This is a genomic window from Citrobacter sp. wls711 (assembly GCF_005281055.1).
GTDB classification, from domain to species: domain Bacteria; phylum Pseudomonadota; class Gammaproteobacteria; order Enterobacterales; family Enterobacteriaceae; genus Citrobacter; species Citrobacter gillenii.
The window spans coordinates 167,138-181,984 of sequence record NZ_SZXC01000020.1; the positions used below are offsets into that span (position 1 = coordinate 167,138).

Annotated in this window: 13 protein-coding genes; 5 read left to right on the plus strand and 8 right to left on the minus strand. The window is 53.0% G+C overall.

All coding sequences use genetic code 11. The annotated features are described in order from the left end of the window. Positions 1 to 176 precede the first annotated feature (176 nt). From kefC to FDW98_RS06445, 8 genes are all read right to left on the minus strand, one after another. Positions 177 to 2,039: a glutathione-regulated potassium-efflux system protein KefC gene (gene kefC / locus FDW98_RS06410; RefSeq protein ID WP_096758341.1), complete on the minus strand. Its 1,863-nt coding sequence runs from the start codon at positions 2,037 to 2,039 to the stop codon at positions 177 to 179. Then, entirely contained in the window at positions 2,032 to 2,562 is a 531-nt protein-coding gene (gene kefF, locus FDW98_RS06415) for a glutathione-regulated potassium-efflux system oxidoreductase KefF (RefSeq protein WP_096758342.1), read from the minus strand. The genes kefC and kefF overlap by 8 nt, the downstream gene beginning before the upstream one ends. A gap of 212 nt (positions 2,563 to 2,774) precedes the next feature. Further along, positions 2,775 to 3,008 carry a YgdI/YgdR family lipoprotein gene (locus tag FDW98_RS06420; RefSeq protein ID WP_096758343.1) on the minus strand — a complete coding sequence of 78 codons (234 nt, stop codon included), beginning with the start codon at positions 3,006 to 3,008 and terminating at the stop codon, positions 2,775 to 2,777. Positions 3,009 to 3,098: 90 nt separating this feature from the next. After that, a complete protein-coding gene (locus tag FDW98_RS06425) occupies positions 3,099 to 4,442 on the minus strand; it encodes an MFS transporter (RefSeq protein WP_096758344.1) in 1,344 nt (447 codons plus the stop codon). A 108-nt stretch (positions 4,443 to 4,550) separates the two neighbouring features. Continuing rightward, complete coding sequence (gene fixX / locus FDW98_RS06430; RefSeq protein WP_096758345.1) at positions 4,551 to 4,838, minus strand: ferredoxin-like protein FixX; 288 nt, start codon at positions 4,836 to 4,838, stop codon at positions 4,551 to 4,553. Beyond that, entirely contained in the window at positions 4,835 to 6,121 is a 1,287-nt protein-coding gene (locus FDW98_RS06435) for an FAD-dependent oxidoreductase (RefSeq protein ID WP_096758346.1), read from the minus strand. The genes fixX and FDW98_RS06435 overlap by 4 nt, the downstream gene beginning before the upstream one ends. A gap of 50 nt (positions 6,122 to 6,171) precedes the next feature. Beyond that, a complete protein-coding gene (locus tag FDW98_RS06440) occupies positions 6,172 to 7,113 on the minus strand; it encodes an electron transfer flavoprotein subunit alpha/FixB family protein (protein WP_096758347.1) in 942 nt (313 codons plus the stop codon). A gap of 15 nt (positions 7,114 to 7,128) precedes the next feature. Beyond that, positions 7,129 to 7,899, minus strand: a complete 771-nt coding sequence (locus tag FDW98_RS06445; protein WP_096758348.1) for an electron transfer flavoprotein FixA — start codon at positions 7,897 to 7,899, stop codon at positions 7,129 to 7,131. A gap of 481 nt (positions 7,900 to 8,380) precedes the next feature. Here FDW98_RS06445 and caiT point away from each other — a divergent pair, with 481 nt between their 5' ends. The 5 genes from caiT (at position 8,381) to caiD (ending at position 14,808) form a co-directional block, all read left to right on the plus strand. Continuing rightward, positions 8,381 to 9,898: an L-carnitine/gamma-butyrobetaine antiporter gene (gene caiT / locus FDW98_RS06450; RefSeq protein ID WP_096758349.1), complete on the plus strand. Its 1,518-nt coding sequence runs from the start codon at positions 8,381 to 8,383 to the stop codon at positions 9,896 to 9,898. A gap of 33 nt (positions 9,899 to 9,931) precedes the next feature. Next, the gene (gene caiA, locus FDW98_RS06455) at positions 9,932 to 11,074 is read left to right on the plus strand and encodes a crotonobetainyl-CoA dehydrogenase (RefSeq protein ID WP_096758350.1); all 1,143 of its coding nucleotides are present in this window, start codon (positions 9,932 to 9,934) and stop codon (positions 11,072 to 11,074) included. A 60-nt stretch (positions 11,075 to 11,134) separates the two neighbouring features. Then, positions 11,135 to 12,352, plus strand: coding sequence for an L-carnitine CoA-transferase (gene caiB, locus FDW98_RS06460; protein ID WP_096758351.1), 1,218 nt, complete (start codon positions 11,135 to 11,137; stop codon positions 12,350 to 12,352). 63 nt (positions 12,353 to 12,415) lie between these two features. Continuing rightward, positions 12,416 to 13,969 carry a crotonobetaine/carnitine-CoA ligase gene (gene caiC / locus FDW98_RS06465; protein ID WP_096758352.1) on the plus strand — a complete coding sequence of 518 codons (1,554 nt, stop codon included), beginning with the start codon at positions 12,416 to 12,418 and terminating at the stop codon, positions 13,967 to 13,969. A 53-nt stretch (positions 13,970 to 14,022) separates the two neighbouring features. Beyond that, entirely contained in the window at positions 14,023 to 14,808 is a 786-nt protein-coding gene (caiD, locus tag FDW98_RS06470; protein ID WP_096758353.1) for a crotonobetainyl-CoA hydratase, read from the plus strand. Positions 14,809 to 14,847: the final 39 nt, after the last annotated feature.

The window sequence follows — 14,847 nt, forward strand, 5'->3', positions numbered from 1 at the left end:
AAATTGTCGCCACTATACGGAAAGCGCATTCTTTCGTCGACTAGCCAAAGGAAGATGTGCAGGAAAATTTTCTGTTCTGCTGGCGAGTCCGTAACTTCTTAGTGGGCTGCCAGCATTACAGTAGTTCAAAAACAGTCAATTAGCAGTAAAGTTTGCAGAACATCACATTTTTTACCCTATGTTGACGGTTTCACTTCCGGCTCATCTGCGACGTCTCCCGTATGTTTACCTTCATCCGTGCCTTGCCAGCCATGGCGTTGAATCAGAGACAAATGCTGACGATCCTCGGTAATAATTTCACTCAACATGGCGCTGGTGCGCTTATATACCGCCGCGCGTGAAATCGCGTCGTTTTCACCTTTCACCATTTCCTCAACCATCAGCGTATTGAAACGACGGAATAAATCGGCCCGCTCACGTGCTTCATAGCGCCCAAGCCCCAGACCCTCCAGCGCCAGGCGCCCGGTTTTCAACGCGCCTTCAAAGGTTTCACGCTCAGGCATCTCAACCCCCGCCTGACGCAAGCGAATGTAATGATCAACATCGCGCGCCCGGGCAATAATTTGCAAGTGCGGGAAATGTGCTTTCACCATTTCGGTCAGTTGCAGACTGGTTTGCGGATCGTCAATGGCATTAATGATCACCTCTGCTTTCGCGGCCCCCGCAGACTCCAGCAGATCCATCCGCGTTGCATCGCCATAAAAAACCTTCATCCCAAATTTGCGCAGCGTTTCGATATGGTCCGGGTCATGATCAAGTACCACCATCTTCACCCCGCTCGACAGCAGCAAGCGACCGGTTATCTGGCCGAATCGACCAAACCCGGCGATAATCACCCGGGGTTGCTCCTCATCGATTTCATCCACCTCACGCGCTTCACCGGTGGACGATTTTTCCAGCCGCGTCAGGACAACCAGCAAAATGGGCGTGGCCGCCATCGACAGTGCCACCGCCAGCGTCAGCGCTTTTGCCCATTCAGGATCAAGCACATTGGCCATTTGCGCCGCACCAAACACCACGAAGGCAAACTCACTCCCTTGTCCTAATAATACGGCAAACCAGCGACGTTGCTTGTTCGGCACCTGCAACGGCTTAGCAATCACCCACAGCATGATGGTTTTGATAGCCAGGAAACCCGCCAGCAGAATAATAATACGTAGCGGATTATCAATTAGCGTGCCGAAGTCGATAGACATCCCGACGCCGATGAAAAACAGCCCCAGCAACAACCCTTTAAACGGTTCGATATCACTTTCCAGCGCATGACGATACTCCGAGCTTGCCAGCAAAACGCCCGCCAGGAATGCGCCCATCGCCATCGACAGGCCCACTTCTTCCAGCAATAAACCGAATCCAAAAACCAGGAACAGGGCGACGGCGCTGAACACCTCCCGCAGTCCGGAACGCGCGACAAAACGCAGGGCCGGTCGTGTGACATAACGACCCAGAACCACCACCAACGCCAGTGCACCGGCCACTTTCAGCGCCGACAGCGCAAACGCTCCGAGCGTGGTTGACGCCCCGCTCGCCGCCAGCAGCGGGATCATGGCAACCAGCGGAATGGCGGCAATATCCTGGAACAACAGTACGGCAAACGCACTGCGGCCCATTTGCGACACCATCAGGTTGCGTTCATTCATCGCCTGCATGGCGATAGCCGTCGAGGAGAGTGCCAGCGTCATGCCAATCAGTACAGCCACCTGCCAGCGCAGGCCGAGGAACATACAGAACAAACCAATTAATCCGCCGCAGACCACCATTTGCAGCGCGCCACCACCAAACACCGATGTCCGCAGCTTCCACAAACGCTGTGGATCGAGTTCCAGACCGATGACAAACAGCATCAGCACCACGCCGATTTCCGCAAAATGCAGGATTGATTCGGCATCCGTCACCAGCCTTAAGCCCCACGGGCCAATAATGCACCCTGCAATGAGATACCCCAGTACCGACCCTAACCCCAGTCGTACCGCAATCGGCACAATCAACGCCGCTGAACCAAGATATATCAGCGCCTGTATCAGCGTGTGGCTATCCATGATGTGCCTCCTGCCACTCCATTAAGCGCTGCTTGTAATGCCGCGCCTGCGCCTGCAGCGTTTCGTCATCACAGATGAACGTACAGTGCATCGCAAACGGCGGTAACCACTTCAGGCCGCAATATAACGCCGTGGCCTGCAACGGTTGAGAAAGCACGTCAAAACCTGGGTGTGAGCCGATATCAAAATGATTTTCACCGCCGCCGGTGGTGACCGCCCACATCAAATGTTTACCGCGCAGCGCAGTGCCACCATGACCATACGCCCAGCCGTGGGCGAGGACTTTGTCCATCCACAGTTTGAGGAGAGGCGGTGTGCTGTACCACTGCATGGGATGCTGCCAGACAATGAGGCTCGCGCGTGAAAGCGCGTCCTGCTCCGCGGCGATGTCGATATTGAAGTCGGGATAAAGCTGGTAGAGCGAACGAACCTCTACGCCCTCCAGCGTCCTTGCCTGCTCAAGCATCCGCTTATTCGCATGCGAGTGCTGCGGATAGGGATGTGCACAAATGATGAGAATCATGATTAGCCTGCTATCACTGCATTATTGTAATACCAGTGAGTTTAGTCAGTTAATCAGCAGGCTAAAAGTCAATATTATTGAGGCCTATACACAAAATCATTCATGTTGCATCAAGGCGGCAAGGGAATGAATCCCCAAGAGCTTACTAAAGTAAGTGACTGGGGTGAATGAGCGCAGCCAACACTGAGGCAACTTGAAGGATGAAGTGTATATTAGTTATCCAACTCACTCATATCCTTTACCTGATCGCGGTTAATTTGTTCCGTTTTACCGGTTTCCGCATTTTCATACGACACCAGGCCTGTATCATCATCCACCTGCGGCTTGCCGTTGGTGACAATGGTTTTACCGTCGGTTGTTTTAACCGCCTGGTTGGAGGAACAACCGACGACGGTGAACAGCGCTGCTGCGGTAAAAATGGAGGTGATCAGAATATGTTTTTGCATGGTGTTCTCCCTGCTTTTCAGTCATTTTCAGTGATATACCGTTTAAGTTTAGGCTAACTGACTGAGTAACAGGGAAAATACAGAACACTCCTAATGGCTGGCTCTCGACGCTGGCTTACTGCGGATCGTCATTTGGCTGGTCTGAGCCAACGTCAGCCCCCGCGTTTCTGGCGCAAAGGCAATGGAAACCAGCAGGCCAATCAGCGAAATCCCGGCCCCCATCAGCATCACATGGCTGATCCCGTATTTGGTGATAAATACTGGCAGCGCCCAGGTAGACACAATAGTTCCTACCCGGCTTAGCGACATGATCACCCCGACGGCGGACGCGCGAATATCGGTGGGGAACAGCTCGTTTGGGTATAACCACTGAAGGTTCCCCGGTCCTCCCGAGAAAAACGCATATACGGCAAACGCCAGCACCACCAGCCAGACACCCATATCAGGAATCAGCCCTAACACAGCCAGCGCCAGCGTCATCATAATAAAGCTGCCGATTAACAGCGGCCTACGACCAGCACTGTTGAGCCAGAACATCGGCGGAATACAGCCCAGCATAAAGCACAGGCTAATCACCACATTGCCCAGTGCGGCGCTTTTCCCAACGCCGAGGCCGAGCAATCCGACAATCTGTGGACCAAAGGTATAAATAGCGAACATCGGGATCACCTGGCAGGTCCAGATGGCGGCGACAAATAAGACAAACGGGAAATGGCGGCGATTAAACAACTGAAGAAAGCGTGTTTCCTGCGGTGCTTCTTCGTCGAACACCACCGGCTCGCCGAACAGCTTGATCATCATCGCGTCACACTCTTTTACCCGCCCTTTACGCAGTAGCCATCGCGGTGACTCGGGAAGATCGAAACGGCCAATGAGGATCAAAATACAGGGGATCACCGCACTCCCCAGCATCCAGCGCCATCCGCCCTCGACATCATACAGCCAGTAGCCGACCAGATCGGCGCTGGTCGCACCGACATACCACATGGCAGCGATAAAACCGATGGAAAAGGCGCGCTGTCGGGTATTGGAGAACTCGGTGATCATGGAAGTGGCTATCGGATAATCTGCGCCGATGACCACCCCGATCAACACCCGCATCACCAGCAGCTCTACGGGAGAAGAAACAAACATCGTCGCCACCGATATCACGCCAATGGCGATGATATCGATGATGAACATTTTGCGCCGCCCGACTTTATCGGAGATGTAGCCAAACAGCGACGTGCCGACAAACAACCCGGCCAGCGTCCCGGCACCTAACAGACCAATCCACTCCGCATCCAGCTTCAATGCCGGTGTGAGCTGCTCCAGTGCAACGCCAATCATCACCAGCACATAGCCATCCAGAAACGGTCCACCGCTTCCCCACAGCATTATTCGCCGGTGAATGGAGGTGAATTTGATGTCATCAAAGTTCCTGGGCTGCTGCATGGTGATGTCCTGTTTTATTTAACTTAATGCCTGATGGCGCTGCGCTTATCAGGCCTACGTACTGTGCCTGTAGGCCGGATAAGGCGAAGCCGCCATCCGGCACCAGGTTTAGCCGTAGCGGAACTCCACACCAAAGGTGCCGCGTGGGTATTCCCATTTCTCCAGCGCCGTATCGAGTCCGAGAATTCGACAAGTGCCGCATTCCAGGCAACCGGCGTAATCAAAGCGCACGCTGCCGTCATCCTGCTTTTTGTACAAGCCGGCCGGGCAGGCTTTGATCAGCACCTCCAGCACCTGTTTATCGGGCTGAGTTTTCAGAATGATGTGCGGGCTTTCTTCATCGACATTGAATTTATTGACGCCCAGTTTGACATCTACATTGACGGGAGAAGTCATAATACGGTCACTCCTTTAAGGCCATCCTTCATCAGGTTGATGAAGCCCACTTTCTTCGCATGACGCAGCAATGTTTTACGCATCGGGACCGGCGCTGAACCATCCACGGTAAACAGGTCGCGGGCGATATTCACTACCATTTCTGGATAGGCGGTAAACATGCGGGGATTATCGAGGAACGCGGGCAGCTTCTGATACATGCGCATATCGCGCATCGGGCCGTCGTCCAAATGCTGGTGATATTCGGCAAGCGCTTGCTTGCTAAAGTCGTCACGCTTCATGGCTGAAAGTACCGTTTTAGCAGCCGCTTCGCCTGCCGAGATAGCCAAATCCATACCGCGAATGGTGAAGCCAAGGTTCATACACATTCCGGCAGCATCACCAGCAATCAGTACACCGTCGCCCACCAGTTCCGGCTGCATATTCATCCCGGCTTCCGGCACTACGTGGGCGGCATATTCCACCAGCTTGCCACCAGCAATCAGTGGGGCAACGGCCGGGTGCTGTTTGAAATCTTCCAGCATTTGCGGGACCGATTTTTTCGCATCCTTCAGGTGATGAAGGCCGCATACCAGCCCTAAAGAAACAGTGGTTTCATTAGTATAGAGGAAGCCACCGCCCATCAGGCCGTCGGTTGGCGACCCAGCAAACAGACAGGCTGCGCCTTCGTTACCCTGCAGTTGAAAGCGGTCTTCAATCACCGATTTCGGCAATTCAATAAGCTCCTTCACACCAACGGCCACATGTGCCGCGTCAACGCGCCTGGCCATACCCAACTTTTCTGCCAGAAGAGAATTCACGCCGTCAGAGAGGATCACCACTTTTGCTTCAAGAATATCGCCATCGGCCTCCACACCCACGACCTTGCCATCACGCTGGACGACATTATCCACGCGGATACCGGTAATCAGCTGGGCGCCCGCCTCTTCAGCCTGCTCCATCAGCCAGGCGTCAAATTTACTGCGCAATACGGAATAAGAAACCTGCGACGCCGCCGCCTCTTCTCCGTTGCAATAATCCATCGTCATCGCCCCTTTTTCAGTCATAAAGGCGAGTTTTTCGTGGGTGATCATGCGTTCAATGGGAGCATGCTTAGCAAAGCCAGGGATGATACGCTCCAGGCTGTGCGCATACATGCGCCCACCGGTGACATTCTTCGCGCCAGCAGAATTGCCGCGCTCGATAACCAGCACCTGTGCACCTTCACGAGCGAGCACCAGCGCCGCAACCGAGCCGGCCAGCCCTGCACCCACGATGATGGCATCAAAGATATCTTCGGACATATACAACTCCTCTCAGCGGCAGAGTACTTTCGTACTCTGCCCGGAATGGTTTAGCGCGCTAATGCGGCTGTCAGCGCAGGCAGGATCTTCAGCGCATCGCCAACGATGCCAAAATCGGCGTACTGGAAAATCGGGGCATTCTTATCTTTGTTGATGGCAAAAATCGTCTGTGCGCCGTTCGCGCCAACCATGTGCTGGATCTGCCCGGAGATCCCCACCGCCAGATACAGGTCCGGCTTGAGCATCAAGTTGGAGATCCCAACGTAGCGTTCGTGCTCCATCCACTTCTCGTTTTCAGCCACCGGACGGGAGCAAGCCAGCTCAGCGCCCATGGCCTGGCACAGCGCTTCCGCCAGCGAGATATTCTCTTTGCTGCCAATACCGCGTCCCACGCTGACCACCAGTCGCGCTTTGTCGAGATCGACGCTGTTGCTCTTGCGCGCCTGCGTGGCGGTACGGGTGACCGCGACGGCCGGAGCCTGCCACTGCACCTCATGCTTCTCACCGATGCGGGATGCCTCTGGCTGCATCGCGTCAAACGTTCCGCTGCTGAGCGTGATCACCGCAAATGGCGAGGCGATGGTTTCCGACCCCATTGCCAGACCGCCATACACCATATGTTTGACTGCCACATTGCCGTCCTGCAACGTCACCGAGCTGGCATCGTTAGATACCGCAGCCGACAAACGAAAGCCTAGCTTTGCTGCCAGCAGTTTGCCGCGACGAGTATTCGGCAGCAGTACCGCGCCACCTTCACTGTGCTGACGAATGGTCTGGGCCATCACGCCCGCATAATCTTCAATCATCCGGTCATCGGGTTTACCGCTGAGCAGCCAGACATGGTTGGCGCCCAGCTGGATTGCTGCCGCACTGTCAGCCTCGCTCTGTACGAACGTGTTGATTGACTCACCTAAAGCCTGCGCACCCTTCATCAGCTCCGGCAGATGAGAAGGGGTATCGCTGAATACCCAGACACTGGAAAACTTGTTCATAACATCCCCTGATAATTAAATGATTTTGCGCAGGTTCTCGACAAACGCGGCAATCTGTTCTTCACCGTCACCTTCAATCACAACGCGCTGACGCTCGCGTTGCTTCGGTGCAGCAACCTGTTGGGCGGAATACACATCCACGCTATTTAGCGCAATATCCGCTGGCGACCAGACCTGAACCGGTTTTTTCGCCGCGCCAAGAATGGCTTTCATGGAAGGGATTTGTGGGGTGTTGATGTCGGTAGAGACCGCAATCACCGCTGGCAGCGGGATGCTCAGAGTTTCAATTTCATCTTCCAGCTCGCGTTCTACCGCGAGGGTGTTATCCGCCAGTGAGAGGATCTTGCTCACACCGTTAATCGCCGGGATATTCAATGCTTCGCCCACCAGCAGACCGACCTGCTGGGCATAAAGATCGGAAGATCCATCACCGCAGATAATCAGATCAAAACCGGATTTTTGTGCCGCGGCAGCCAGTGCTGTCGCCGTCTGCTGAGGCAGCGCCTGTTCGAATTGATCGTCAATCACCACGATCAGCTCATCCGGACCGCGAGAAAGCACATCTTTGCGCCCTTTAGCATTGGTCAACGCTTTGCCACCCACGCTCAGTGCAACAACCTGAACCTCTCCCAGCTGCTGTTTTAACTGGCAAGCAGCCTCAATCGCATTCAGGTCGTACTGACTGATTTTGGCATCAGCCTTGCTGAGATCCAGCGAACCATCAGCATTATTAATCGCAATATCCTGTTCGTCAGGCACGCATTTGTAGCAAGTAATTATCTTCATTGCATCTCCAGAAATCATGAAGGAAACGTTATTCATATCGGCTGTGTTAAATACAGATATCACGCTCTTTAATTCGGAAATAAAACATTAATCACCAATATTGAAAATGTCACACATTCATATTTGTAACTTTCAATAGTGTTATGCATCTCAACAATATTGAAAATCACCTGTCAAACATGAAAGTTTTCAATATTGTTTACTGGTTCAACAATATTGAAAGACAACGACTTATAAAACTTAAAAAACCAACATCAACATACTGATTTAAAACAACAAATAACAAAAAATCCAACAAAATAGCCAGCATAAAAAAGTGTGACGCACATAACAGAACCACCGCTAACGAATACCCATTATGAGTTACTCACAGAGGCGCCCCAGAGGTTAAACAGTTATCAACAAATTATTAATAATAAATATACAAAACAGCACAACCGGGAACGCTAAATAAATTTCGTTTTCACACTGGAATTCACTTATGAAAAATGAAAAGAAGAAATCGGGAATAGAACCAAAGGTTTTTTTCCCACCATTAATAATTGTCGGAATACTTTGTTGGCTAACAGTTCGAGATCTTGATGCCGCGAATGTGGTTATTAATGCGGTATTCAGTTATGTCACCAATGTCTGGGGCTGGGCATTTGAATGGTACATGGTGATCATGCTGTTCGGCTGGTTCTGGTTGGTCTTTGGCCCGTATGCCAAAAAGAAATTAGGTGATGAAAAACCGGAGTTTAGCACCACCAGCTGGATATTTATGATGTTCGCTTCCTGTACATCGGCTGCCGTGCTGTTCTGGGGTTCAATAGAGATTTACTACTATATCTCCACCCCGCCCTTTGCTCTCGCGCCTAACTCCACCGGCGCGAAAGAACTCGGTCTGGCGTACAGCCTGTTCCACTGGGGGCCGCTGCCGTGGGCAACCTATAGCTTCCTTTCTGTGGCCTTCGCCTACTTCTTCTTTGTGCGCAAAATGGACGTCATCCGTCCCAGCTCCACACTGGTACCGTTAGTTGGCGAGAAACACGCCAAAGGGTTATTCGGCACCATCGTCGATAACTTCTATCTGGTCGCGCTGATCTTCGCGATGGGGACCAGCCTCGGTCTGGCTACACCGCTGGTGACCGAGTGTATCCAGTATCTGTTCGGCATTCCGCATACCCTGCAATTAGACGCCATCATCATTACCTGCTGGATCATTCTGAACGCCATTTGCGTGGCCTGTGGTCTGCAAAAAGGGGTGAAGATCGCCAGCGACATTCGTAGCTACCTGAGTTTCCTGATGCTGGGCTGGGTGTTTATCGTCAGCGGCGCCAGCTTCATCATGAACTACTTCACCGACTCCGTCGGCATGCTGATGATGTATTTGCCGCGCATGCTGTTCTATACCGATGCTATCGGTAAAGGCGGCTTCCCACAGGGCTGGACCGTCTTCTACTGGGCATGGTGGGTGATTTACGCCATCCAGATGAGCATCTTCCTCGCCCGTATTTCTCGCGGCCGTACCGTACGTGAACTGTGCTTCGGCATGGTACTGGGTCTGACTGCTTCCACCTGGATCCTGTGGACGGTCCTTGGCAGCAACACGCTGCTGTTGATGGATAAAAATATTGTCAACATCCCACAACTGATTGAGCAACACGGCGTGGCGCGCGCCATCATCGAAACCTGGGCCGCATTGCCGTTCAGCACCGCCACCATGTGGGGATTCTTTATCCTCTGCTTTATTGCCACCGTCACGCTGATTAACGCCTGCTCTTACACCCTGGCGATGTCCACCTGCCGCGAAGTTCGCGACGGTGAAGAACCGCCGCTGTTAATCCGTATCGGCTGGTCGGTACTGGTCGGCGTCATCGGTATTGTTCTGCTGGCGCTGGGCGGACTGAAGCCCATCCAGACGGCGATTATTGCCGGAGGATGCCCGCTGTTCTTCGTCAACATTATGGTCACGCTGTCCTTTATTAAAGACGCCAAAGTGCACTGGAAAGACAAGTAAGTTTAATTAACCCATTACTGAAGAGGCTTGAAGATGGATTTCAATTTGAATGACGAGCAGGAACTGTTTGTCGCAGGTATTCGTGAACTGATGGCCAGTGAGAACTGGGAAGCTTACTTTGCCGAGTGCGATCGTGACAGCGTCTACCCGGAACGTTTTGTAAAAGCGCTGGCGGATATGGGCATCGACAGCCTGCTGATCCCGGAAGAACACGGCGGCCTGGAAGCCGGTTTCGTCACCGTTGCCGCGGTGTGGATGGAATTAGGTCGCCTTGGCGCACCGACTTACGTGCTGTATCAATTGCCGGGAGGTTTTAACACTTTCCTGCGTGAAGGCACCCAGGAACAAATTGATAAAATCATGGCGTTCCAGGGCACCGGTAAGCAGATGTGGAACTCCGCTATCACAGAACCGGGAGCTGGATCGGATGTTGGCAGTCTGAAAACCACTTATACACGCAAAGATGGTAAGGTTTATCTTAATGGCAGTAAGTGCTTTATCACCAGTAGCGCCTATACCCCGTATATCGTGGTGATGGCTCGTGATGGTGCATCGCCGGATAAACCGATTTACACCGAGTGGTTTGTTGACATGACGAAAGCCGGTATCAAAGTCAATAAGCTGGAGAAACTCGGCCTGCGCATGGACAGTTGCTGTGAAATTACCTTTGATGACGTCGAACTGGATGAAAAAGACATGTTCGGTCGGGAAGGTAATGGCTTTAACCGCGTGAAAGAAGAGTTTGACCACGAACGTTTCCTCGTCGCCCTGACCAACTACGGTACAGCAATGTGCGCCTTTGAAGATGCGGCGCGCTACGCCAATCAACGCGTCCAGTTTGGCGAAGCAATTGGTCGTTTCCAGCTCATTCAGGAGAAGTTTGCGCATATGGCGATCAAACTAAACTCCATGAAAAACATGCTGCTGGAAGCCGCGTGGAAAGCAGATAACGGCACCATTACCTCGGGTGATGCAGCAATGTGCAAATACTTCTGCGCTAACGCCGCGTTTGAGGTCGTGGACACCTCCATGCAGGTACTCGGCGGTGTGGGTATTGCGGGCAATCATCGCATCACGCGCTTCTGGCGTGACCTGCGTGTTGACCGTGTTTCCGGTGGCTCTGATGAAATGCAGATCCTGACGTTGGGTCGTGCGGTACTCAAGCAATACCGCTAAGTGGGATGCCGGATGGCGCTTCGCCTACCCGGCCTACAACTAACTGCCAGGAGCTAAATTATGAATCATTTACCAATGCCTGCATTTGGGCCGCTTGCCGGCGTACGCGTTGTCTTTTCAGGAATCGAAATCGCCGGACCGTTCGCCGGACAGATGTTTGCCGAATGGGGCGCTGAGGTTATCTGGATTGAAAACGTCGCCTGGGCCGATACCATCCGCGTGCAACCCAACTACCCGCAGCTGTCACGCCGCAACCTGCACGCCCTGTCACTCAATATTTTCAAAGATGAAGGCCGGGAAGCGTTTCTGAAGCTCATGGAAACCACCGACATTTTCATTGAAGCCAGTAAAGGTCCGGCCTTTGCCCGCCGCGGTATTACCGATGAGGTTTTATGGGAGCATAACCCGAAGCTGGTTATCGCTCACCTCTCCGGCTTCGGCCAGTATGGCACCGATGTGTACACCAACCTCCCGGCGTACAATACCATCGCCCAGGCGTTCAGCGGTTATCTGATTCAAAACGGCGACGTTGACCAGCCGATGCCAGCCTTCCCGTACACCGCCGATTACTTCTCCGGCATGACAGCCACCACGGCAGCCCTGGCTGCTCTGTATAAAGTGCGCGAAACGGGTAAAGGCGAAAGTATCGATATTGCCATGTACGAAGTCATGCTGCGTATGGGCCAGTACTTCATGATGGATTACTTCAACGGCGGTGAAGTTTGCCCGCGCATGACCAAAGGTAAAGACCCCTACTACGCCGGTTGCGGCCTGTATAAATGCGCCGACGGCTACATCGTGATGGAGCTGGTTGGCATTACGCAAATCAACGAATGCTTTAAGGATATTGGTCTGGCGCACATTCTCGGAACGCCAGAAGTTCCGGAAGGCACGCAGCTCATCCATCGTGTTGAGTGCCCGTACGGCCCGTTAGTCGAAGAGAAACTGGATGCCTGGCTGGCAGAACACACTATTGCAGACGTTCAGGCGCGCTTTGCCGAACTGAATATCGCCTGCGCGAAAGTACTGACGATCCCGGAACTGGAAGACAACCCGCAGTACGTAGCCCGTGAATCTATTACCCAGTGGCAAACGATGGATGGTCGCACCTGTAAAGGACCCAACATCATGCCGAAATTCAAAAATAACCCAGGGAAAATCTGGCGTGGCATGCCGTCACACGGCATGGATACCGCCGCCATTCTGAAAAATATCGGTTACAGCGAAGCAGACATTAATGAGCTGGTCGGCAAAGGCCTGGCCAGGGTTGAGGATTAAACGCAATGCGCTGACCGGCTTTGCGGGTTAGCGCTCACGCCTGATTTCAGTGGATAAGGTAAAATGGATATCGTTGGCAGACAAAACTTACGTCAGATGTGGGACGACCTGGCCGGGGTGTACGGAGATAAAGCAGCACTTATTTTCGAATCCTGCGAAGGAAACGTTCGGCAGTTTAGCTATGCCTCACTTAATGAAGAGATTAACCGTACGGCGAACCTTTTTCATTCATTGGGCATACGCAAAGGCGATAAGGTCGCATTACATCTGGATAACTGCCCGGAGTTCATTTTTTGCTGGTTTGGGCTGGCAAAAATTGGCGCCGTGATGGTACCGATTAACGCCCGCTTGCTGGGGGAAGAAAGCGCCTGGATCCTGCAAAACAGCCAGGTCAGCCTGCTGGTCACCAGCGCTCAGTTTTATCCAATGTACCGCCAGATAAAACGGGAAAATACCACCCCGCTGAATCACATTTGTCTTATCAGCGAGCAGGTTCCGGCTGACGATAGCGTGAGCCATTTTTCTCAGCTCAAGGACCAGCAGCCGACAACGCTGTGCTATACACCACCGTTATCCACTGATGACACGGCAGAAATTCTGTTTACCTCAGGCACCACCTCACGTCCCAAAGGGGTGGTGATTACCCACTATAACCTGCGTTTTGCCGGTTACTACTCCGCCTGGCAGTGCGCCCTGCGCGATGACGACGTCTACCTGACGGTCATGCCCGCTTTCCATATTGACTGCCAGTGTACGGCAGCCATGGCGGCTTTTTCCGCAGGCAGTACCTTTGTGCTGATAGAGAAATACAGCGCCCGGGCCTTCTGGGACCAGGTACGCAAATATCAGGCGACGGTGACGGAATGCATTCCGATGATGATCCGCACCCTGATGGTACAGCCCGCAAGCCCGACTGACAGGCTGCACAAGCTGCGCGAAGTGATGTTCTACCTCAATTTGTCGGTGCAGGAAAAAGATGATTTTATCGCGCGCTTTGGCGTCAGGCTGCTGACCTCCTACGGCATGACGGAAACCATCGTCGGTATTATTGGTGACCGCCCCGGTGACCAACGGCGCTGGCCTTCCATTGGCCGCGTGGGCTTTAGCTATGAAGCCGAAATCCGCGACGATCATAATCAGCCGTTACCTGCCGGAGAGATTGGCGAAATCTGCATTAAAGGCGTGCCGGGTAAAACGATATTTAAAGAGTACTACGCACAGCCACAGGCCACGGCCAACGCGCTGGAGCCGGACGGCTGGTTGCATACCGGTGATTCCGGCTACCGGGATGAAGACGGCTTTTTCTATTTCGTTGACCGGCGCTGCAACATGATTAAACGCGGTGGGGAAAATGTTTCCTGCGTCGAGCTGGAAAATATAATCGCTGCTCACCCTAAAATTCAGGACATTGTCATTGTCGGTATTAAAGACGCTATCCGCGATGAGGCGATTAAAGCCTTTATCGTATTGAATGAGGGGGAAACATTAAGCGAAGCGGAATTTTTCAGTTTCTGCGAAGGCAATATGGCGAAGTTTAAGGTTCCCTCGTTTTTGGAGATAAGAACCGACCTGCCGCGTAATTGTTCCGGAAAAATAATCAAAAAAAATCTGAAATAAATCCTCCGGCAGGAATGCCTCCTGTCGGCAAATCTATTTTTTGGAGATGAGCTATGAGTGAATCATTACATCTGACCCGTAACGGCCCGATTCTGGAAATTACATTAGACAGGCCCAAAGCGAATGCCATTGACGCCAAAACCAGTTTTGCCATGGGTGAGGCTTTTCTTCATTTCCGCGATGACCCGGAATTGCGCGTGGCGATTATCACCGGCGGCGGCGAGAAATTCTTTTCTGCGGGCTGGGACCTAAAAGCGGCAGCAGAAGGTGAAGCGCCGGATGCCGATTTTGGTCCCGGCGGTTTTGCCGGTTTAACGGAAATATTTGATCTCGACAAGCCGGTCATCGCCGCAGTAAACGGCTATGCCTTCGGCGGCGGATTCGAACTGGCGCTGGCGGCAGACTTTATCGTCTGTGCGGAAAACGCCAGCTTTGCGCTACCGGAAGCCAAGCTTGGTATCGTGCCAGACAGCGGCGGCGTGCTGCGTCTGCCGAAGCTGCTGCCGCCTGCTATCGTCAACGAAATGGTGATGACCGGCAGACGAATGAGCGCCGAAGAAGCACTGCGCTGGGGGATTGTGAACCGCGTCGTCAGCCAGGTTGAACTGATGGACAGCGCCCGCGAACTGGCGCAGCAGCTGGTGAATAGCGCCCCGTTGGCCATCGCCGCGTTGAAAGAGATTTACCGCGCAACCAGCGAAATGCCGGTAGAAGAAGGCTACCGCTACATCCGCAGCGGCGTGCTGAAGCATTACCCATCCGTGCTGCACTCTGAGGATGCGCTCGAAGGGCCGCAGGCGTTTGCCGAAAAACGCGATCCGGTGTGGAAAGGTCGTTAATGTGCTGATGCCGGATGGCGCTTTGCTTATCCGGCCTAC